The 18,881-nt window shown below is 60.2% G+C and carries 20 protein-coding genes and 2 tRNA genes; 8 read left to right on the forward strand and 14 right to left on the reverse strand.

The features are described 5' to 3' along the window. Window positions 1–20: 20 nt before the first annotated feature. The 3 genes from DTI93_RS07480 to DTI93_RS07490 form a co-directional block, all read right to left on the reverse strand. A complete protein-coding gene (locus DTI93_RS07480) occupies window positions 21–167 on the reverse strand; it encodes a hypothetical protein (protein WP_156878828.1) in 147 nt (48 codons plus the stop codon). A gap of 153 nt (window positions 168–320) precedes the next feature. Next, the gene (locus DTI93_RS07485) at window positions 321–1,250 is read right to left on the reverse strand and encodes a DnaJ C-terminal domain-containing protein (RefSeq protein WP_249080150.1); all 930 of its coding nucleotides are present in this window, start codon (window positions 1,248–1,250) and stop codon (window positions 321–323) included. After that, window positions 1,250–1,408, reverse strand: coding sequence for a hypothetical protein (locus tag DTI93_RS07490; protein WP_166651579.1), 159 nt, complete (start codon window positions 1,406–1,408; stop codon window positions 1,250–1,252). Before DTI93_RS07490 ends, DTI93_RS07485 begins: the two co-directional genes overlap by 1 nt. A 119-nt stretch (window positions 1,409–1,527) precedes the next feature. Here DTI93_RS07490 and DTI93_RS07495 point away from each other — a divergent pair, with 119 nt between their 5' ends. Then, window positions 1,528–2,490: a glycosyl transferase gene (locus tag DTI93_RS07495; protein ID WP_249080152.1), complete on the forward strand. Its 963-nt coding sequence runs from the start codon at window positions 1,528–1,530 to the stop codon at window positions 2,488–2,490. Here DTI93_RS07495 and DTI93_RS07500 read toward each other — a convergent pair. The 4 genes from DTI93_RS07500 to DTI93_RS07515 form a co-directional block, all read right to left on the reverse strand. Next, entirely contained in the window at window positions 2,487–3,995 is a 1,509-nt protein-coding gene (locus DTI93_RS07500) for an efflux transporter outer membrane subunit (protein ID WP_043558044.1), read from the reverse strand. The genes DTI93_RS07495 and DTI93_RS07500 overlap by 4 nt on opposite strands. Window position 3,996: 1 nt before the next feature. Further along, window positions 3,997–4,908, reverse strand: coding sequence for an HlyD family secretion protein (locus DTI93_RS07505; protein WP_043558041.1), 912 nt, complete (start codon window positions 4,906–4,908; stop codon window positions 3,997–3,999). 14 nt (window positions 4,909–4,922) lie between these two features. Then, window positions 4,923–5,117 carry a DUF1656 domain-containing protein gene (locus tag DTI93_RS07510; protein ID WP_043558458.1) on the reverse strand — a complete coding sequence of 65 codons (195 nt, stop codon included), beginning with the start codon at window positions 5,115–5,117 and terminating at the stop codon, window positions 4,923–4,925. Window positions 5,118–5,465: 348 nt separating this feature from the next. Continuing rightward, window positions 5,466–5,909, reverse strand: coding sequence for a hypothetical protein (locus DTI93_RS07515; RefSeq protein WP_043558039.1), 444 nt, complete (start codon window positions 5,907–5,909; stop codon window positions 5,466–5,468). Between the two features lie 354 nt (window positions 5,910–6,263). Here DTI93_RS07515 and DTI93_RS07520 point away from each other — a divergent pair, with 354 nt between their 5' ends. From DTI93_RS07520 to DTI93_RS07540, 5 genes are all read left to right on the forward strand, one after another. Beyond that, the gene (locus DTI93_RS07520; RefSeq protein ID WP_227449690.1) at window positions 6,264–7,382 is read left to right on the forward strand and encodes an extracellular solute-binding protein; all 1,119 of its coding nucleotides are present in this window, start codon (window positions 6,264–6,266) and stop codon (window positions 7,380–7,382) included. Further along, window positions 7,379–7,873, forward strand: coding sequence for a YcgN family cysteine cluster protein (locus DTI93_RS07525; protein WP_043558037.1), 495 nt, complete (start codon window positions 7,379–7,381; stop codon window positions 7,871–7,873). Before DTI93_RS07520 ends, DTI93_RS07525 begins: the two co-directional genes overlap by 4 nt. A 7-nt stretch (window positions 7,874–7,880) precedes the next feature. After that, window positions 7,881–8,552: a M48 family metallopeptidase gene (locus DTI93_RS07530; protein WP_166651578.1), complete on the forward strand. Its 672-nt coding sequence runs from the start codon at window positions 7,881–7,883 to the stop codon at window positions 8,550–8,552. 16 nt (window positions 8,553–8,568) lie between these two features. Next, window positions 8,569–8,655: transfer RNA gene (locus tag DTI93_RS07535), tRNA-Leu, on the forward strand. Between the two features lie 124 nt (window positions 8,656–8,779). Next, a complete protein-coding gene (locus DTI93_RS07540) occupies window positions 8,780–9,535 on the forward strand; it encodes a tetratricopeptide repeat protein (RefSeq protein WP_154981130.1) in 756 nt (251 codons plus the stop codon). Between the two features lie 24 nt (window positions 9,536–9,559). On the opposite strand, the gene DTI93_RS07545 is transcribed toward DTI93_RS07540, so the two are convergent. From DTI93_RS07545 to rplM, 3 genes are all read right to left on the reverse strand, one after another. Then, window positions 9,560–10,645 (reverse strand): branched-chain amino acid aminotransferase, encoded by a 1,086-nt coding sequence (locus DTI93_RS07545; protein ID WP_043558032.1) that lies wholly within the window; start codon window positions 10,643–10,645, stop codon window positions 9,560–9,562. A gap of 215 nt (window positions 10,646–10,860) precedes the next feature. Further along, on the reverse strand, window positions 10,861–11,364 hold the full coding sequence (rpsI, locus tag DTI93_RS07550; protein ID WP_043558030.1) for a 30S ribosomal protein S9: 504 nt from the start codon (window positions 11,362–11,364) through the stop codon (window positions 10,861–10,863). Between the two features lie 11 nt (window positions 11,365–11,375). Continuing rightward, the gene (gene rplM, locus DTI93_RS07555) at window positions 11,376–11,846 is read right to left on the reverse strand and encodes a 50S ribosomal protein L13 (protein WP_043558027.1); all 471 of its coding nucleotides are present in this window, start codon (window positions 11,844–11,846) and stop codon (window positions 11,376–11,378) included. Between the two features lie 355 nt (window positions 11,847–12,201). On the opposite strand from rplM, the gene DTI93_RS07560 reads away from it, so the two are divergent. Continuing rightward, window positions 12,202–13,857, forward strand: coding sequence for a hypothetical protein (locus DTI93_RS07560; protein WP_249080154.1), 1,656 nt, complete (start codon window positions 12,202–12,204; stop codon window positions 13,855–13,857). Between the two features lie 53 nt (window positions 13,858–13,910). On the opposite strand, the gene DTI93_RS07565 is transcribed toward DTI93_RS07560, so the two are convergent. After that, window positions 13,911–13,986 (reverse strand) — tRNA-His (locus DTI93_RS07565). A 274-nt stretch (window positions 13,987–14,260) separates the two neighbouring features. On the opposite strand from DTI93_RS07565, the gene DTI93_RS07570 reads away from it, so the two are divergent. Then, window positions 14,261–15,715: a SulP family inorganic anion transporter gene (locus tag DTI93_RS07570; RefSeq protein ID WP_043558022.1), complete on the forward strand. Its 1,455-nt coding sequence runs from the start codon at window positions 14,261–14,263 to the stop codon at window positions 15,713–15,715. A 69-nt stretch (window positions 15,716–15,784) separates the two neighbouring features. Here DTI93_RS07570 and hflX read toward each other — a convergent pair whose 3' ends face one another. The 3 genes from hflX to DTI93_RS07585 all read right to left on the reverse strand — a co-directional run bounded on the left by hflX (window position 15,785) and on the right by DTI93_RS07585 (window position 18,881). Then, complete coding sequence (hflX, locus tag DTI93_RS07575; RefSeq protein WP_249080155.1) at window positions 15,785–17,107, reverse strand: GTPase HflX; 1,323 nt, start codon at window positions 17,105–17,107, stop codon at window positions 15,785–15,787. Window positions 17,108–17,214: 107 nt separating this feature from the next. Further along, window positions 17,215–17,442, reverse strand: a complete 228-nt coding sequence (hfq, locus tag DTI93_RS07580) for an RNA chaperone Hfq (protein ID WP_081563414.1) — start codon at window positions 17,440–17,442, stop codon at window positions 17,215–17,217. A gap of 11 nt (window positions 17,443–17,453) precedes the next feature. Beyond that, window positions 17,454–18,881: a sigma-54 dependent transcriptional regulator gene (locus DTI93_RS07585; protein WP_248630674.1), complete on the reverse strand. Its 1,428-nt coding sequence runs from the start codon at window positions 18,879–18,881 to the stop codon at window positions 17,454–17,456.

An 18,881-nucleotide genomic window follows, 5' to 3' on the forward strand; every position in this document is an offset into this window, starting at 1 on the left:
CCTCCTCACTAGCGCAAAAATCAGCCCCCTGCGAGGTGGAACCCATCCACATGGGCAATCCCCACCAGGCCCAGCACACACAGGGCCACAACAAACACGATGGCCACCAATGCTCCCAGAACGCTGGACTGTCTGACACGCAGCCAGAAAGACATCCCCCAGACCATGGCTAACCCGTCCTTTCCCCGCCACTCCCAACCCCTTGCAGGGCCATCACCAACACACCAGAGGCAGGCCCTTCACATCCCAAAGCGGGACAGAGGGCCTGCCTTCCTTTTTCACCACCCTGCCACACACCACACTCCAGCAGGGACTGGCCCTCAGCTCTCCGTTTTCTCCTCGGCTTCACGCCGCACGAGGGCTTCCAGCTCCGGCGAAATGGTCCCCAGCACAACACGCAGGGTCACCAGCAGATTTCCCGCCTCATGCCGTTTATCCGCCGCAATACCACGACCAGTCAAACGCAGGACCGTGCCACTGTCAGAATGTGGCTTGACCTTCAGCGCCACCGTTCCACCCGGGGTACGGACATGCACCTTGCCACCCAGAATGGCCGTATGGAGGTCAACATCCTGCGTGACACGCAAATTCCGCCCCTCACGCCTATAATAGGGGTCTTCCGCCACATGAATCTTCAGCAGCACATCCCCGGCAGGGCCGGGCCGACCATCCATGCCGGGCTGCCCCGGCTGACCTTTCCCCCGCAAACGAAGCGTCTTGCCATCCTCGATGCCCGCAGGAATGGTGACGGACACCTCACGCCCTCCACCAAGGCTGACATCACGCCGGGTACCAAGAGCACATTCCTCCATGCTGATACGCAGCTCGCCATGCAGGTCCTCGCCCCGCCGGGAACGGGCAGACCGGAAACCACCGCCCCCGCCACCAAAGGCACCGAAAATGTCCCCCAGATCCTCCGGATTGAAACCACCGCCCGAGAAACCGCCAAATCCGCCAAAGCCACCACCTGGGCCACCGGCCCCGGCACCGCCACCAAAACCGCCCCCGCCAAAGGGACCCCTCATCTGGCCATCCGCATCGATCTCGCCACGATCGAACTGGGCACGCTTCTCCTCGTCACCGACAATCTCGTACGCCTTGCCAATCTCCTTGAAGCGCTCCTCCGCCTTGGTATCACCGGGGTTGCGGTCAGGGTGATACTGTTTGACCAGCCGACGGTAGGCGCTGCGGATTTCCTTCTCCGACGCTGTACTGCTTACGCCAAGAACCTTATATGGGTCAGTCGCCATTACTGTCCTGTATCCTCCAGATCCGTATCATCCAGCAGGTCGATCAGCACGGCCAGAACCCTGCTTCTGGAATAGCCAGCAGCTTCCGCCTCCCTGATGAGGGTCTGCACCCGGGGGCGCAGGAAATCGGCGGCTGACTGTACTGGTGTGCCTGTCATGGAAAAAACCTTTCTTTCCCAAAGAAGTGGTGTGCCTGTAAGGTAAGGTCAATAGAGAATGAATTTTTGCCCGTGCATTTCCCGACACTTTCCCAGACCTTGCCGAAAGACAGTTCTTCATGCTGCATGCTGACAGCCCCTCCCCTGCCAACCTTTCCCGCCGCCTCATCATTACAGGCAGCGACAGCCGTTATTTTCCCCTGCTTCAGGAGCTGGTCGCTTCCATCCGCCGCTTCCCGGAGCTGGCCGGGCTGCCGGTCGCCTGCATTGATGGCGGGCTGAAGCGGAAACAGGTCACATGGCTGGAGCAGAATGGCATCACTGTCCGTACCCCGAGAGCCTTTCCTCATGTCTCACGATGGGCCATGCGCAGGCGTCCCAATCTGGCCATCGAACTCTCCAAGATGTGGCTGGACCAGCTCTTCCCGGAGCATGACACGCTGGTATGGATCGATGCAGATGCCTGGGTGCAGGACTGTCAGGCCGTGGAGCTTCTCTTCCAGGCCGCCGAGCAGACGCCGCACGCTCTGGCCATCACGCCGGAACTCTTCCTGCACAAGCCGCTGTTCCGGCTGCGCTGGCTGCCCTTCAGCCTCGTGCAGCTCCGCACCATCCTGTACAAGAATTCCCGTCTGGCCCGGCTGCCCCGGGCGATATGCCGTCATATCGGCGTGCGCCCCACCCTCAATGCCGGTGTTTTCGCCCTCTCCCGCACGGCTCCGCACTGGCCCCGGCTCCGCCACTGGCAGGAAGAAGCCCTGCGGCACGGCAAGATATTCAGCTCCGGCCAGCTCGCCATAGCCCTGACAAGCTATCACGATGGCTACGCCACCGCCCTGATGCCTGCCGGATGCAATTATCTGGGACCGTGGCAGATCGACTCACGAACGGGCCTGCTCTGCGAGGTCACTTTTCCGCACCGCCCTGTCGGCATCGTCCATCTCGCCGGGCACGACGCCATGCGGCTGGACCCGACCGTGACGCTGGACGTGCCCGACCGGGCAGGAGGAACACAGGCCCTCAATCTGCGGTTCGGCACGATGCAGGCTTACCGGGACACCCGCCAGCCAGATATGACCTAACGGCTGAAGGCCCGCAGGATCATGTCCTTGCTCTCATGCTGTTCCACCTTCAGGGTGGTGTTGGAAAGTTCCCGCCCCTGCCAACCGGCACCGAAAGCAATGTAGAGCGAGATGGCATCATCCATGCGCTTGCCGGTAGCCGACACGGCGGCCACCCGGCGGGACAGGTAGGTCTGCTGGGAGTTGAGAACATCCAGATAGCCCGTCAGCCCGGCGGCATAGAGCTTGCGGGCACGGGACAGGGCCAGACCGGCCTGCGTGGCGGCCTCCCGTTCTTCCCGCACCAGCTCGCTGTCCTGATGCCAGTCATCGAGGCTGTCTTCCACTTCCCGAAAAGCATTCAGAACGGTCTGACGATATTGCAGGCGACTGGCCTCCGCCTCACTTCTGGCCTGGGCGATCTGGGCGCTGTATTTACCCCCATGCAGGATGGGCAGGGAGGCCATCATCATGACATTCCAGCTCATCCCTCCAATCTGGAACGCCTGATAGGCGGCAGAGGCATTGGGATTGAAGGTCAGCGGGATGCTGAAATTGGGATACAGATTGGAAATCGTGATTCCGATGCGGGAGACGCTCGCCGCATAGCGCCGCTCGGCCGAACGGATGTCGGGCCGGTTGGTCAGCACGGTGGAAGGCAGCATGGCCGGGAACGGGGGCAGGGTCGGGATGGGCCGCCGCTCTTCAAGATCAGGCTGTTCCTTACCGGGCATCTCACCCATCAGCACGTTGATGGCATGGATGAGCTGCTCCTGCCGCGCCCGCAGGGGGGGCAGACGAGCCAGCTCGGCATGTTCTTCCGTCCGGGACTGGGCAATGGCCAGCGTATTGCCGACGCCATTATTGAAGAGCCTCTCCACCAGCTGGGTACTGTCCCGAGCCGTGCGGATGGAATCCTCTGTCACGCTCATGCGGGTCTGGATGGTCCGCAGCTCAACATAGTCTGTCACCAGCTGGCTCAGCAGAGAGAGCAGCAGTCCCCGCCGCTCCTCGATGCTGACTTCCACCAGCCTCTTACGCTCCTGCACCTGCCGGGAGATATGGCCAAAAACATCAATCTCCCAGCTTGCCCGGGCGCCATAGGTCAGCACAGACGCATGGGGGTGATTGTTCGGGTTGCCCGGGCGCAGGGGCCAGTTGTCAACATTGATGGAGTAGCGGTTGTCTCCCCCACCCGCATTGGCATCCAGCTGGGGATACCAGTTGGCCTGTGCCTGCCGCCGGACAGACTGCTCAGCCAGAACATGCTGGGTGGCCACCTGAAGGTCGTAATTCCCTCTGATGGTCTGCTCCACCAGTCTGTCCAGAACAGGATCGTGAAACTGCGCCCACCAGTCCCGGAGGTTGGCTTCCGTCTCGGCAATTTCCTCCTTGGTGGCGGGGTGGGGCTCACTGGCAAAATGGCCCGGCACTTTCATCCTGTCCGGCCTGTATTCCGGTCCGACCATGCAGGACGTCAAGAAAAGACAGCTGCTGACAACAAGGGGAACAAACCGCATCTTCATCTCACAGGTGATCCTGCAGCCATGTCGTCAACAGCCCCCTGCCTCCGGCTTTTGCCTTCCCCACCGCCACGGTGGCTGTCATGCCTGCAGACAGAATGACCTCTGGCGGCATCTCATCAATTTCAATACGCACGGGAATACGCTGAGCCAGCCGTACCCATGTGAAGATCGGATTCACATCTGGCAGGCCGAGCCTGTCCGACATGCCGTTTGCATCATTGATGCCTCGGCCAATACTGACGACATGCCCCCGCAGGACATGACGATATCCCATGAGCTTGATACGGGCCTCATCACCAACATGCACACCATGCATCTTGGTTTCTTCAAAATAACCATAGACCCAATAGCTGTTCGCATCGATCACGGCCATGCGGGACTGTCCAGCCGTCACATAATCACCGACACGCAGATTGAGATTGGTCACGTAGCCATCCACGGCAGAATAGACCGTGGAACGCTGGAGATTGAGCAGGGCCGTATCGAGGGCAGACCGGGCTTCTTCCAGCCGTGCCCGGCGTACTTCCATCTCGGAGTCGAACACATCCTGTTCCTCACGGGACACGACGCCACCAAGCCCGCGCCGCCTCTTCGCATTCATGACGCTCAGCTTGTAATCTTCCGTCACACCCGCCAGACGGGCCCGTGCCTCATCGATCCTGAGCCTGAAACGCAGTGGATCCACCGTGAAAAGCGGATCCCCCTTATGAACGAACTGGTTGTCCACAACCGGAACAGACACGACCGTTCCCGACACTTCAGGCGTGGCCGTAACGACGTAAACACGGACACGACCATCACGTGTCCAGGGATCAAGGACATAAAGGTCCCACACGACATACCCCAGACCAATAGCCAGAGCGATGATGATCAGTGTCAGCAATGGACGTACAAGACGCCGAAACCAGTTCATACCCCCGCTCCACCTCAGACGAAAATAACCAGAAGACAGAGAACACAGACATACAGGGCAATCTCGAACAGGGCGACATGCCAGAACCAGCCCAATGCTCCGAGACGCCACAACACATAGCGCAGGGCCAGAGTCACCAGCACTGCGCAGACAGCATAAACAGCTATTGGAGAAACGAACACTCCGCAGAGGCTGACTTCCGAAAGCATCATGCGCCGCAATCCCCGAAAGAACGGGACCGTGCGGGTGATATGTCTGATGCTTTGCTCACGTTGTTCCCTATCGCACCTGCAAAAGGCCCGGCGTCCGTCCAGACGGGCCGGACTCTGCTCCCTCCCGAAGGTACCATGCCGGGTATCCATCCAGAGGACGACACGGCACCACCGCCAGGCCATCTTCCCGTTTCAACCACAGAGGCAGAAGCAGCTCTTACCACTTCTTAACGTCAATTACAGGCGTCTGACCAGATGGAACCCACCTGGAAACAGAAAGCCCATAGCAGAAGCGGCCCCTGAAGGCCGCTTCTTTTGTCTCATATGCCTATGGAACCGACAAAATCACTTTTTCCGGCGTGTGAAGACACCTTTGGCCATACGCCATGCCTGCCCACCCGCATAACGGCCCACCGGACCACTGGCGAGACCAAGCAGGGACGTCAACGCAAAGCTCTGCTTCAGCTCATGCATCTTCCTGTCCCGCTCCATGCGGGCGCGGGCCTCTGCCAGGCCGGAATGACCAGCACGCACCGCCAGAAGCAGGAAAATAATGAAGAACAGCAGGTCTATCCCCAGTACACAGGTAGCAGACAGCAGAAGACCCAGATGGCAGACCTGCCTGAAAAAGGCCCAGAACACTCCGTGCAGGGTAATGGCTGCAAAGCCGAGAAACACGAGAGCCACGACAAGGAAGCACAGCCGGATACCGTGCCGTTTTGCACATTCCCTGAAAATTTTTCCCTGGGCAGCGAGCACTGCCTGACCAAGTTCCAGTAGACCATTCATGATACGACTGCTGCCCCTTCCAGATTCATGAAAAACACCAAGGCCCTTGCCAGAGGGAGGACAGAACACACCCCTCCGCCGACCATTCCCTCACCTATAGCACTGCACGGGAAAAAGCCAAAGCACCCCATGAAGAGGCGCTACCCATCCCTCATTAAAGGTTGAATGGAAAATATTTTTTCATTTTATCAAGAAAAAAAGGCATAAAGATGTTCTGATTCTTTTTTCTTCTCCCCTCTGTAACGAAGTTTCAAGAATCATCATGTAATATCCTTTCATCTCAACCACTTCCATGCATTTATCCTGTCCATTGAATCCCACCGCCACCTCAAGTCCGTACGGTGCCGCTACGTCATGAAAACAGTCCGCCCCCGGAGCTGCCAGAAACACCCCTCACTGCCCCACACGGGGCACCGTCTGTTCCGTTCCATCATGCGGGCGGTTTGTCCTGTCAGGCAGTTCCTGGACAAAATTCATCCATCCATCGGGCGTTTGCCTGCACTCTGTCTGGCCCTCACAGCCATGGCTGGCGCAGCCCCTGTCTCCGCCATGGCGGATGCGGCCAGCACACAGACCGACCCTGCCCCACAGGACAGGACCTATTACTGGGCCATTCCAGAGCATGATCTCATCGGCCCGATACTGCGTGATTCCACCTCCATGAATCTTGCTTTCCTGAGCCGTGAAGGACGTGGACTGGACGAAATAGAACAGCAGGCCCTTGCCTATCCACAGACCGTACAGGCCATCATGCTGAACAGCACGGAATCGGCCATCGCCTGTGCACGAGCCTGGTTGCAGCCCCTCCATGCCCTGGGCCGTTGTGGTCGGCCGGCCGGTTTTTTCCGCAATGTCCTCTTCTGGGATACATCCCGCATCACCACCCCACCACATTGGCCAACATTGTGGGATGTTGCCCGCTATCCCGGACAGCGAGCCTTCTTCCGGGGCCCCCGCATGACGCTGGAGATTGCCCTGCTGGCTGATGGCGTCCCCCCCAACCAGGTCTACGCCCAGCTTTCCACCCCGGCAGGGATCGACCGGGCCTTCCACAAGCTCAACCAGCTGCGGCCCTACATAATCTGGTGGCGCTCTCCCTCCGAGGCCTACCATATCCTCCAGAAACAGGCCGTGCTGATGGGAATCACCCCCGGCGCCATCATTCTCTCTCCCAAGGCAAGAAACACACTGGTGCGACCTTATCAGGCAGAGATGGGCAACGTTCTGTACAGTCCCGCCATGTGGGCAATTCCGGCGACACTGCCCACTGAGCAGGCCAACGAAATCCGCACCCTCCTGCTGAAGAACCCTCCACACCTGCCCTATCCTCCTTCCCCCATTCCTGCCGAATCACTTGAAATCAGCGACGGTTTCTGGGCAACACATGAGCTGCTGCTGAGTGAGCGCTTTAACGCATGGCTCACCCACACTCCTCTTTCCAGGCCCCTGACGACAGAACAGACCACACGATGACAGATCACCTTCCCTTCTGGCGGACCACTTCCCTTCAGGACATGACAGCCAGCCAATGGGAATCTCTCTGTGACGGCTGTGGCCGCTGTTGCCTGAACAAGCTGCGGGACGAAGACACCGATGAGATCATCTGGACGGACGTTTCCTGCCGTCTCCTTGATACCCAGACATGCCGCTGCACCGACTATGAGCGACGCCAGAAAAAAATTCCGGACTGCATCTCCCTGACCCCGGCCCTGCTGGACGACATCGACTGGCTGCCCCCGAGCTGCGCCTATCGCCTCCTGCGGGACGGGTTCGACCTGCCGGAATGGCATCCCCTTCGCAGTGGAACGGACGACACCGTGCTGAAGGCCGGCGCCTCGGCCAGTGGCCGCTGCATCAGCGAACGCCGGGCCGGCCTGCTGGAAAACCACATCGCCGACTGGCCCGGTACCTGGCCGGAGGGCGCCCCACCCTGCGTTGCGCTCCGTCAGAATGGTAACAGCTGACACTCCCGTGCTTCTTCCACCCGTTCTCTGGCGTATGTCCTCCCGGGCCCGGCGGATCATTCTCCGTCTGGACCTCCGCCGACGGGCCATTGTCATCACCCTCCCTGCTGGAGCCACCCGCCAACAGGGGCTGCGCTTCCTCCAGAGCCAGTCACAATGGCTGGCACAGGCCATGGCAGACCTCCCTCCTCCGGCAGTCGATCAGGGCCAGATATGGCTGGAGGGGCAGGCCATTCCCATCCTCCCCACCATAATACTGGATGGCCGTACACGCCTGACAGACAAAGGGCTGCATGTGGGCCACCCTCCCGAAGAACATGCCCGCCATCTGCTCTCCTTTCTGAAGCGCCGTGCCGAAAGCCTGTTCCCGCCCCTCTTCCGGCAACAGAGCCTCCGTATGGAGGCCTCACCAGCAAAATTCAGCCTGCGGGATGTCAAAAGCCGCTGGGGCAGCTGCACAAGGCAAGGGCGCATCATGCTCAGCTGGCGGCTCATCATGGCTCCGCCGGACATCTACACCTACGTGATGGTGCATGAGCTCGCCCATCTGCGCCATTTCAACCATGGGCCGGCCTTCTGGGCGCTTGTGGACCAATACGCCCCGGGCGGACAGCCGGGGCGCAAAAAAGCTGAAAAATGGCTTTCACAGAATGGTGCTCATCTGCTGGCCATGATATAAAACGCCCGCTTCCTCTGCGCGCTTGGCGGAATGGTAGACGCACGAGACTTAAAATCTCGAGTTCGGTCAGAACGTGCGGGTTCAAGTCCCGCAGCGCGCACCAGAGATGCCTTTTCTGCGCGGTACCATTGCCTTTCCATGCAGCCCGGCTCTATCCTCATCTTCCTGCAAAAGATTATCAGTTTGATCCCAAGGCCTGGCACCCGTCCAGCAAAGTAAGGAACGCCATGGTGTTCGCCCGATTCCGTCGCTTTTTCAGCCGTTCTTCCGCCCATCCGCAAGAGCCCGACCTGCCGGACAATCTTGCAGAAATCTACCAGAAGGCACGGAACGGCCATGTGCTGGAGCAGGTGCTCTGGGGGAAAGCCCTGCTGGACAGCGAGTATGTCCCCCGGGATGTGGACAAAGCACGGGAGTGGTTCACCATTGCGGCTTCTGCCAGTTATGGCCCGGCCCACAACATGCTGGGCCGCTGTTCACAGTTCGGCTGGGGGTGCCCGCTGGATCTGACAGAAGCTGTCCGCCATTACAGCCGGGCTGCGCAGCTGGATGACCTGTGGGGCATCTACAATCTCGGCATCTGCCACATGCGGGGCCTGGGAGTGCAGGCAGACCGGCGAACCGCCTTCCTTCTCTTCCGTCGGGCAGCTCTGCGAGGCCATGCGAAATCCATGAACCTGCTGGCCCGTTTCATTGAGGAGGGATGGGAGACCCCCGCCAATCCCCTTGCCGCTCTGGAATGGTATCAGCGCTCTGCTGACGGAGGCGATTACCGGGGGCAGCATAATTATGCTACCGCCTTGATGGGTATGGGGCAGCCGGAAGATGCTCTGCGCTACTGGCGCATGGCCGTAAAGGACGCCACGCCAGATATTCTTCAGGCCATGCAGCGGGAGCTGGAAAGGCCCGGAGCCCCACAGGACCCGGACCTCATGGAAACACTCAGGCAGCGGCTGAAAACAGCCCTGCCGGGCGATGACTGACAACACCCGGCCTGCGCTCTTCCCTCACAGGGAAACGGTATGAACCCAGCCGAACGGGTCCGCTTCCTCGCCACGCTGGAGAGCGCACAGGGCGTTGCGCAGCTTCATGGTGACCGGACCAGCCGTTTTTCCATCACCAAACGCCACGGAGCCAGCATCCCGGCGGAATTCACCAATCGGTGAAATGACTGCCGCCGTGCCGCAGGCAAAGGCCTCCGTGATCTCACCAGCAGCGGCAGCCCTGAAGACATCATCTATGGCCAGAGGCTCCTCAACCATGGTCAGGCCCATCCTGCGGCCCAGCTTGAGGATGCTGTCCCTCGTGATGCCTCGCAGAATCGTCCCACCAAGCGGTGGTGTGACCACACTGCCATCCTTGCGGACGAACATGACGTTCATGCCGCCCATTTCATCAATGAAGCGACGTTCCTTCGCATCAAGGAACAGCACCTGGCTACAGCCATGGTCCGCCGCCTCCTGCTGGGGCAGCAGACTGGCTGCGTAATTGCCCCCACATTTGGCCTCACCCGTGCCACCGGGAGCCGCCCGTGTATACTGCTCCGACACCCAGACCGGGATACTGCCATTACCACTGAAATACCCCCCTACAGGGCTGGCCAGCACGACGAACAGATATTCATTGGCCCGTTTCACGCCAAGAAACACTTCATTGGAGATCATGAACGGCCGCAGATAGAGGCTCTGCTCCGGATTGGTGGGCACCCAGTCATGATCCACCTTCAGCAGGGCCTTGATGGACCCGAGGAAGAGCTCCTCCGGCAGCTCGGCCATGGAAAGGCGGCGGGCTGACGCCGCAAACCGGGCAGCATTGGCCTCCGGCCGGAACAGCGTAACAGCCCCCCCCTTGCCACGATAGGCTTTCAGCCCCTCGAAAATCTCCTGCCCATAATGCAGGACGGTCGATGCCGGGTCGATCTGCAAAGGCTGACGAGGAATAATTCTGGCGTCATGCCAGCCCTTTTCATCCGTATAACGGATGACGGCCATATGGTCCGTAAAGACACGCCCGAACTTTGGGTCCACCATCAGGGCCTGCCGCTGCTCGGCTGATGTAGGGGTCTCTGTCCGTTCAATGCTGAACTCTGCCATGATGCTTCCTGCCTTCCCGGTCGGTTCAAAGATGTCACATTTCGGAATTTATGTGCTGTTCCGTCAAGAGACTAATATATGGAATAGTATGTCTTTCAAGACCATATTTTTGAAACTTTATTTCATGAATGCCAGACATGCACCATAAAAAAAACCCCCACCCGGCAGGGTGAGGGTTTTTCCGGCGCAGGCCAGTTTTCCGTATGGCTGAAAGATCAGCGCTTGGAGAACTGGAAGGAACGGCGGGCCTTGGCCTTACCGTACTTCTTACGCTCGACGACACGGCTGTCACGCGTCAGGAAGCCAGCCATCTTCAACACACCACGCAGCTCCGGCTCGTAGTGGGTCAGGGCACGGGAGATACCGTGACGGACCGCACCAGCCTGACCGGAAAGACCACCGCCAGTGACCGTGCAATACACGTCAAACTGGTTGTAGCGATCTGTCAGCAGGAAGGGCTGGGTGATCAGCATGCGCAGCACGGGGCGTGCGAAATAGTTCGTGACCGGGCGGCCGTTGACGGTGATCTCACCCTTGCCAGGCTTGATCCACACACGGGCGACGGCGTCCTTACGGCGGCCCGTTGCGTAGGAACGGCCCTGCGCATCACGCTTGGCTTCATAGACGGGAGCTGCATTGGCAACAGCAGGAGCCGCATTGGCCAGGTCCTGCAAAGTGCCGGTAAGCTCGGCGGCGGGGCGCTCTTGAGTTTCTGACATGATGACAGGCCTTACTGACGTTTCAGGGTATTCTTGCGGTTCAGGGAAGCAACGTCCAGCTTGACGGGCTTCTGACCCTCATGCGGGTGCTCCGTGCCGGCATAGACGTACAGGTGCTTCATCTGGGCGCGCTGGAGCGGACCACGGGTGATCATGCGCTCGACAGCCTTCTCCACGACCTGACCGGGGTTCTTGCCCTCGAGACGCTGAGTGATGGTGCGCTCCTTGATGCCACCCGGATGGCCGGTGTGGTAATGGAAGAGCTTCTGGCCGACCTTGTTGCCTGTCAGGGCGATCTTCTCGGCGTTGATGACGACAACCGCATCACCGCAATCAACATGCGGGGTGTACTGCGGCTTGTGCTTGCCGCGCAGACGGTTGGCAATGATGGTGGCGAGACGGCCCAGAACCAGCCCTTCGGCATCGATCAGGATCCAGTTTCTCGTCACCTCCGCGGGTTTCAGCGAAAGTGTGGTCTTCATGACGTATCATTTCCAGTTTGAGATGCCACGGACAATGCGGCATCAGGAAAAGGACTGCCCCGACGATGCCGGCTCCGTAAGAGGCCAGACACCCTGAAAGCCGGAAACAGATTCAGGATGTGGGCGTTATTGCGGGAGACGGGAAAAAGGTCAAGCCCTTTAATTCTGGACCATTGCGCCACAAGCGGCAGAGAACAGCCATTTTTTATGATGTGGTATTAAAATACCGCAAAATAATCCCTTCTTTCTGCCTCCTTCCGGCAGCAGACAGCTCCATCCCCATTTGCTCATGCCTCTGCCAAAGGGTATTGTGCCGGTTCGCATATCAAGAGTGCCCAAGTGAGGTAAGTGCAGCATGCAACGGTTACGGCTTCCCCTCTGTCTGGCCCTCCTCATCCTGATTCTGGGGGGACTGGGCATCTACCGCGAGGCCGGAATCCGTCTTTCCCACGCACTGGACCGGTTCCGGGCTGCCCTGCCTGCCGGGGCGGACTTTCATTACAGCGAGGTCCGGCCCGCATTCCTGCTTGGCGGGGTGACCCTGTATGATGTGTCGTTCCATTATCAGGCGACAGATTTCCACGCCCGGCGTGTCCGTTTCGGCTACCCCAAGCTGCTTTCCAGCGGAACCCTGAGACTGGCCAGCCTCCTGCTGGATTCACCCAGCTATACCGACCAGACACATCACATCACGGCAGACGAAGCGTCGTTCCATCACCTCCATATCCCCTCCTCGGCAGAAACGCTGCATGAAGGTCATGGCGAAGCGGACAGCATGCGCTCCCTGGCAGCCATCATGTCGTTTGAACCGGAAGACGTGACAGCCCTGCGCTTTGAACAGATGCAGCTGACAAAACTGCGTGTCTCACCATCAGAAAACGCCCCGCCCATTGCGGCTGGCTCCGCAGTTGCACGCCCGTTCACCATAAAAACACTGTCGGCTGACAACCTGATCGTTGAAGGCTACGGGCAGGGACTCCGTGTCCATACACTCATGAACGGCCTGTCCCTCTCCGTTTCCCTCCCCGGCGGCAAAAACAGCCTCTTCCCGCCAGTATTGCAGCAGATCCTCCTGCCCGGGAACACGGACGCCACGCCCGGGGCCAAATCTCCCATGGAACTGAATCTGGCCCTCCAGCATCTGGAAGCCAGAGAAGGTTACATCCAGTGGCTGAAGCGCCCCTTCCAGCATGCAGGCAACCCGGCAGAAACATTCTGGCAGGACCCGGCAGCAACCCTGTGGGAAAAGCCTGGCAAACTGGAAATCAACGGCCTGTCCCTTCTCTTCAGCCGGACAGACCTGCGACGGACCCTCATCCTCACCCATCTGGCAGGCGAGCGGCGGGCCGGAGAGAATGATGATCTCCGCACGGAAGGAGACCTGTCCGGCCTGACGACCCGGCTCTCGCCACCCCCCTCACTGCTGGCCTCTCCCGTGGCTCTGCCGACGGATTACCACATCATTGCCACCTCCCGGAAAAGGATGGGGGAATGGGACGAGACCCTCCAGCTCCGTACCCTTTTTGGCAAGGACAGCCCCGCCCTGATGTCCGTGGTCTTCAGTCTGCCTGACGTCAATCCGTTCCATCTGGGCGATGACAGCGTGTCACGCTTCCTCCAGGCTGGGCAATGCCTAGGGACAGAGCTGACCGTGCAGGGGCTGGACATCTTCTCCTATTACGGCATCCTGACCCACCAAGCTGAAGCCTCCTCCGAAACGGACAAACCAGCCGATGGAACGGGCGCCGCCAAACCCACACTGGAGTCTCCAAAAGGCTCCATGATGGCCGAACAGGGGTATGTCGTTACACCCCGCTTCAATGTTCTGGCCCTCCAGAAACCCATTCTGGCCCCTGTACTGGATTTCCTGCTGGCACCCGAACGGCGGACCCTCACCTTCAAGACCGGGCCTCTCTCTCTGGAGGAACTGGCCCATATCCCGAGCGACAGCAGCGACACGGCCAAATTCGACCGGCTGCATGTACTGAGTGTCACAACGCAGGACCAGTAAAGGCTCAGGAGAGCCTGCCTGCGTCACTCGACATCACGTTTTAGGGGAAATGCTGGGGCGAATGACGGGATTCGAACCCGCGACCACCGGTACCACAAACCGGCGCTCTACCAACTGAGCTACATCCGCCACACAGCGACCTGACATTTATTAAATCCTGCTTCTGCCGTCCAGCCCTCAAAAGCATTTTTGTCATATTTTTTTAGGACGTACCCCCTCCGGGCCGAAAAACCCGCCATCATGGGCCGGTATCCGGTACGACATGGCCACAATGCTTCACAGCCTCCCGGCAGCCGCCTATAGTTGCCGCACAATTGGCCGCACCGGGCCGCCAGTACGGTGACCATGGCAGAACCTTGTATCTGCCCCACAGCCTCAACAGAGAGAAGGACCAGCCGCATTCATGGCCAGTGATTCCTACATCCAGCAATGGACCCAAAGACCCGTCAGGGAAATATTGGCAGGCATGGTGGGCACGTTCGCCCTCATTCCTGAAGTCATCGCCTTTTCCTACATTGCTGGCGTGTCACCGGCCGTCTCGCTGTTCGCTTCCTTCGTCATCTCCGTTTCCATCGCCATCTTCGGAGGCAGGCCGGGCATGATCTCCGGGGCCGCCGGGTCTGTTGCCCTGGTGCTGGCACCGCTCGTCCATGCCCATGGCCTCCAGTACATGCTGCTGGCCACCCTGATGGCCGGGGGCCTGCAGGTCATCTTCGGGCTGCTGCGCCTCCACTCCCTGATGCGCTTCGTCTCCAGCGAGGTCCGTACCGGCTTCGTCAACGCCCTGGCCATTCTCATCTTTTCCGCACAGGTCCCGCAGATGCTGGGAGTGAGCTGGCAGACCCATCTGCTCATCATCATCGGGCTGGTCATCATCTATCTTCTGCCCCGGCTCTCCAAGGCCATTCCCTCACCGCTCATCTGCATCATCGTACTGACGGCCATCACCATCATCCATCCGATGCCGGTCCGTACCATTGCGGACCTCGGGGCCCTGCCGACAGGCCTGCCGCAGTTCACCCTGCCACAGCTTCCCCTGAATGCTGAAACGCTCACCATCACCTTTCCGTATGCCCTGGCCGTGGCGGCTGTCGGACTGCTGGAATCCCTGATGACTGCCAGTGTGGTGGATGACCTGACGGACACGCATGGCACACCACAGAGAGAATGTACCGGGCTGGGAATCTCCAACATTTTCGTCGGCCTGTTCGGCGGGATTGCCGGATGCGGCATGATCGGCCAGACCGTCGGCAACCTGCGCTATGGCGGGCGTGGGCGGCTCTCCACCTTCACGGCAGGGGCCTTCCTCCTGCTGCTGATGGTCGTGCTGCACCCGTGGGTGGCCCGGGTGCCGGTCGCCGCCCTCGTGGCCATCATGATCATGGTGTCCGTCAGCACCTTCGCCTGGGGCAGCCTGAAAGACCTCTTCCACCACCCCAAGCTGACCAGCCTCGTGATGCTCGTCACCGTCGGCGTGGTCGTGCTGACCCACAATCTGGCGGCTGGCGTGCTCGTGGGCGTCCTGCTCTCCGGCCTGTTCTTTGCATGGCATACGGCCCGGCTGGTGCAGGTCCGCTCCACGGAAGAACATGACATACTGACCTACCACATACAGGGTCAGATCTTCTTTGCTTCAGCAGACCTGATGGCCGAAGCCATGACCTACACCACCCATGCCCACCGGGTGACGCTGGACCTCTCCCACGCGCGCTTCTGGGACATCACGGCCGTGCAGGCCCTCGAGAAGATTGTCGAGAAATTCCGCAAGCACGGCAAGGAGGTGACCGTCTGCGGGCTGGATCATGCCCAGCATGGCATCCTCACCGAGCAGTCCGACGAAAAGGCTTTCACCATCTGAAGGAGGCCCGACCTCGGCCTCCGGATATGGAAAACCCCGGCAGGATGACCTCGCCGGGGTTTTTCATGATCAGCCCTCCTGTTCCGGCATGAGGGGCAAGGCTGGAAACTGCCGGACAAAACGCTGCTGATCCGCCGGGAACAGACGGACCCGGAGATGCAGTCTCTCCTCATCATCCAGCCGTTCCATCACCTCCCCATGCTCATGCAGCCATGCCAATGCGGCACCATCCGTAACAGGAACCTGCACCGAAAACTGCTTCATGGACCGTGTCATGAAGGCATCCAGAGCCTCCATGAGGTCCGGCAGCCCTTCCCCCGTCAGGGCGGACACGGCCACGCTGCCCTCACGGCGGGGCACGGCTTCCGTACCGCCCAGAAGATCGGCCTTGTTCAGCACCTCGATCGTCCGTTCCGGCCACGCCTCATCCAACATCCCGTCGGCTGTCATGTCACCCAGAACGGACAGCACGTCCTCCCGCTGGGAGGCACTGTCCGGATGGGCGACATCACGCACATGCAGGATGATGTCTGCCTCCGCCACCTCTTCCAGCGTCGCCCGGAAGGCGGCGATCAGCTCGGTCGGCAGGTCGCTGATGAATCCCACCGTGTCGGACAGGATGACCCGGCGGCCTGAAGGCAGGGTCAGGTTCCGCATGGTCGGGTCCAACGTGGCGAAGAGCTGGTCCTGTGCGTGGACACCCGCCCCGGTGATCCGATTGAACAGGGTGGACTTTCCCGCATTGGTATACCCCACCAGAGCCACGACCGGGAACGGAACCTTGCGGCGGGCATGGCGGTGCAGACCACGAGTCCGACGGACCTGCTCCAGCTCCTTCCGCAGCTTGACCAGACGTTCATCCAGCATCCGCCTGTCCGCCTCGATCTGCGTTTCACCCGGGCCACCAAGGAAGCCGAACCCCCCACGCTGCCGCTCAAGATGCGTCCAGAGCCGGACAAGACGGGACCGCTGATATTCCAGATGCGCCAGCTCCACCTGCAACACACCCTCCCGTGTCGCAGCTCTGGCTCCGAAAATATCCAGAATCAGGCCGGTCCGGTCCACCACCTTGCAGCCCATCTCTTTTTCCAGGTTGCGCTGCTGGGCGGGCGAAAGACGGGCATCGACCACCACCACGCCCACGGACTCCGCCTTGACGACCTCTGTCAGCTCCTCCAGCTGCCCCGCACCGAGGAGGGTCGCCGGGCGCTTCGTCCGCAGCGGATAAATGGCCGTATGGACGATCTCCAACCCAATGGAGGCCGCGAGCCCCACCGCCTCCTCCAGCCGGGCTTCTGCGGCTCGGCCTTCAGCGAAGGCCTGCTTCTCCGCAGGGAGAATGACGGCGGCGAGGGTGGGCTTGCGGGCGGTTTCCTTGGGCTGACGTCTCAAATCCGGAACATCCTGTCTTCAAAATCCTGTATCGGCCTTCTTCAGGCCCGCCTCATATGGGAGGGAGCCCTGCCAGACACAAGCACCCCCCGGAAGAGAGGCACCAGTCAGGGCAGGTCCGAAAGAGCCGCCACGGGCATGATGGTGCTGATCGCATGTTTGTAGACGAGCTGCACATGCCCGTCCCGGCGGAGCAGCACACTGCGACCATCAAACCGTGTGATGACCCCCTGAAGCTTGACACCATTGACCAGAAAAACCGTCACCGGTTCTTCCCGCTGCTGCACATGGGCCAGAAACTGCTCCTGCACGTCGCCTGTTCTCTGTTCTGACATGGATTCCTTCATCATTTCCCACCCTGCCCGTCACGTTCGGACGGGGCAGCAGACCGATCTTCCTGTGTTACACCAAGCTGCTTGAGTTTGCGGTGCAGTGCGCTCCGCTCCATGCAGACAAAATTGGCCGTCCGGCTGATATTGCCACCAAAACGCATCAGCTGGACCTGCAGATACTGTGTCTCGAACTGGTCCCGAGCCTCCCGCAAAGGCAGGCTCATCACATCAGCACCAGCTGTCAGGCAGGTCATGGAAGGAGCCCCCTCCCGGACTGCCTCTGGCAGCATGTCTGCCCGTATGACGTGCGGGGTGTCACCATCCCCACCGGGGGCCAGAATGAGCATCCGTTCCATCAGGTTCCGCAGCTCACGCACATTCCCCGGCCATTCGTAAGTCTGGAGACAGGCCAGAGCATCCACGGCAAGTGTCCGGACCGGCAGGCCGGAAGACCGGGCACAACGTTCCAGAAAATGCTGCGCCATGACCGGAATATCTTCTGGTCGCTCCGAAAGAGCCGGAACCTGAAGGGGCACGACGGCCAGCCGATAATACAGGTCCTCCCGGAAACGGCGCCGGACAATTTCAGCCTGAAGGTCCCGGCTGGTGGTCGCCAGCACCCGGACATCCACCTTCACGCTGTGATTGCCACCCAGACGCTCGAACGTATTGACCTGAAGCGCCCGCACGATCTTGCCCTGTGTCTCCAGCGGCATGTCGGCCACTTCATCCAACAGCAGGGTGCCCCGATGGGCACGCTCCAGCAGGCCCGGACGGCCCGGCCTGTCACCGGCTCCCTCAACCCCGAAAAGTTCTTCCTCCAGATGCTCCGGGGCCAAAGCGGCACAGTTCAGCACCACGAAAGGGCCCTCCGCCCTTTTGGATTCAGCGTGGATGAGCCGGGCCACCACCTCCTTGCCCGCACCGGCAGGGCCGGTGATAAGAACACGGGAATTGGTAGGGGCCACACGGTTGATCTGCCCCCGCAGCGCATTGACAAGCGCACTGTTGCCCATGAGCGTGCTCTGCTCTCCGGCTCTCAGGCGCAGCTCGGCATTTTCCTTGCGCAGCCGGGCTGCCTCCAGCGCCCGACGGACAATGACCAGAAGACGGTCCGACTGGAAGGGCTTCTCCAGAAAATCATAAGCCCCCTGATGCAGGCTGGAGACGGCCGTCTCGATCGTTCCGTGCCCGGAAATCATGATGACAGGCACATCCGGCTGCTCCTCCCGGAACAGACGCAGCAGGGCCATGCCGTCCAGACGAGAGTTCTGGAGCCAGATGTCCAGTATCACCAGCGAGGGCCGATTCTCCCGGAAAACCCGGATGGCCTCATCAGCCTCCGCAGCTCCACAGGTCACGTAGCCATCATCCTCCAGAATCCCGGCAAGCAGGAGGCGGATATCCGGCTCGTCATCAACGATCAGAATTTCATGCTCCAT

This window comes from Parasaccharibacter sp. TMW 2.1884, from assembly GCF_023337695.1.
Taxonomy (GTDB): Bacteria; Pseudomonadota; Alphaproteobacteria; order Acetobacterales; family Acetobacteraceae; genus Bombella; species Bombella apis.

Bases quoted from the DNA above. Each gene is read 5' to 3' on its own strand.
- DTI93_RS07520 (WP_227449690.1), top strand. From the start codon at position 6,264: ATGAAAACAGTCCGCCCCCGGAGCTGCCAGAAACACCCCTCACTGCCC.
- rplM (WP_043558027.1), bottom strand. From the start codon at position 11,846: ATGAAGACCACACTTTCGCTGAAACCCGCGGAGGTGACGAGAAACTGG.
- DTI93_RS07495 (WP_249080152.1), top strand. From the start codon at position 1,528: ATGCTGCATGCTGACAGCCCCTCCCCTGCCAACCTTTCCCGCCGCCTC.
- DTI93_RS07540 (WP_154981130.1), top strand. From the start codon at position 8,780: ATGGTGTTCGCCCGATTCCGTCGCTTTTTCAGCCGTTCTTCCGCCCAT.
- DTI93_RS07515 (WP_043558039.1), bottom strand. From the start codon at position 5,909: ATGAATGGTCTACTGGAACTTGGTCAGGCAGTGCTCGCTGCCCAGGGA.
- DTI93_RS07505 (WP_043558041.1), bottom strand. From the start codon at position 4,908: ATGAACTGGTTTCGGCGTCTTGTACGTCCATTGCTGACACTGATCATC.
- rpsI (WP_043558030.1), bottom strand. From the start codon at position 11,364: ATGTCAGAAACTCAAGAGCGCCCCGCCGCCGAGCTTACCGGCACTTTG.
- DTI93_RS07500 (WP_043558044.1), bottom strand. From the start codon at position 3,995: ATGAAGATGCGGTTTGTTCCCCTTGTTGTCAGCAGCTGTCTTTTCTTG.
- DTI93_RS07525 (WP_043558037.1), top strand. From the start codon at position 7,379: ATGACAGATCACCTTCCCTTCTGGCGGACCACTTCCCTTCAGGACATG.
- DTI93_RS07485 (WP_249080150.1), bottom strand. From the start codon at position 1,250: ATGGCGACTGACCCATATAAGGTTCTTGGCGTAAGCAGTACAGCGTCG.
- DTI93_RS07490 (WP_166651579.1), bottom strand. From the start codon at position 1,408: ATGACAGGCACACCAGTACAGTCAGCCGCCGATTTCCTGCGCCCCCGG.
- DTI93_RS07480 (WP_156878828.1), bottom strand. From the start codon at position 167: ATGGTCTGGGGGATGTCTTTCTGGCTGCGTGTCAGACAGTCCAGCGTT.
- DTI93_RS07560 (WP_249080154.1), top strand. From the start codon at position 12,202: ATGCAACGGTTACGGCTTCCCCTCTGTCTGGCCCTCCTCATCCTGATT.
- DTI93_RS07585 (WP_248630674.1), bottom strand. From the start codon at position 18,881: ATGGAGCATGAAATTCTGATCGTTGATGACGAGCCGGATATCCGCCTC.
- DTI93_RS07570 (WP_043558022.1), top strand. From the start codon at position 14,261: ATGGCCAGTGATTCCTACATCCAGCAATGGACCCAAAGACCCGTCAGG.
- DTI93_RS07545 (WP_043558032.1), bottom strand. From the start codon at position 10,645: ATGGCAGAGTTCAGCATTGAACGGACAGAGACCCCTACATCAGCCGAG.
- DTI93_RS07510 (WP_043558458.1), bottom strand. From the start codon at position 5,117: ATGCTTTCGGAAGTCAGCCTCTGCGGAGTGTTCGTTTCTCCAATAGCT.
- hfq (WP_081563414.1), bottom strand. From the start codon at position 17,442: ATGTCAGAACAGAGAACAGGCGACGTGCAGGAGCAGTTTCTGGCCCAT.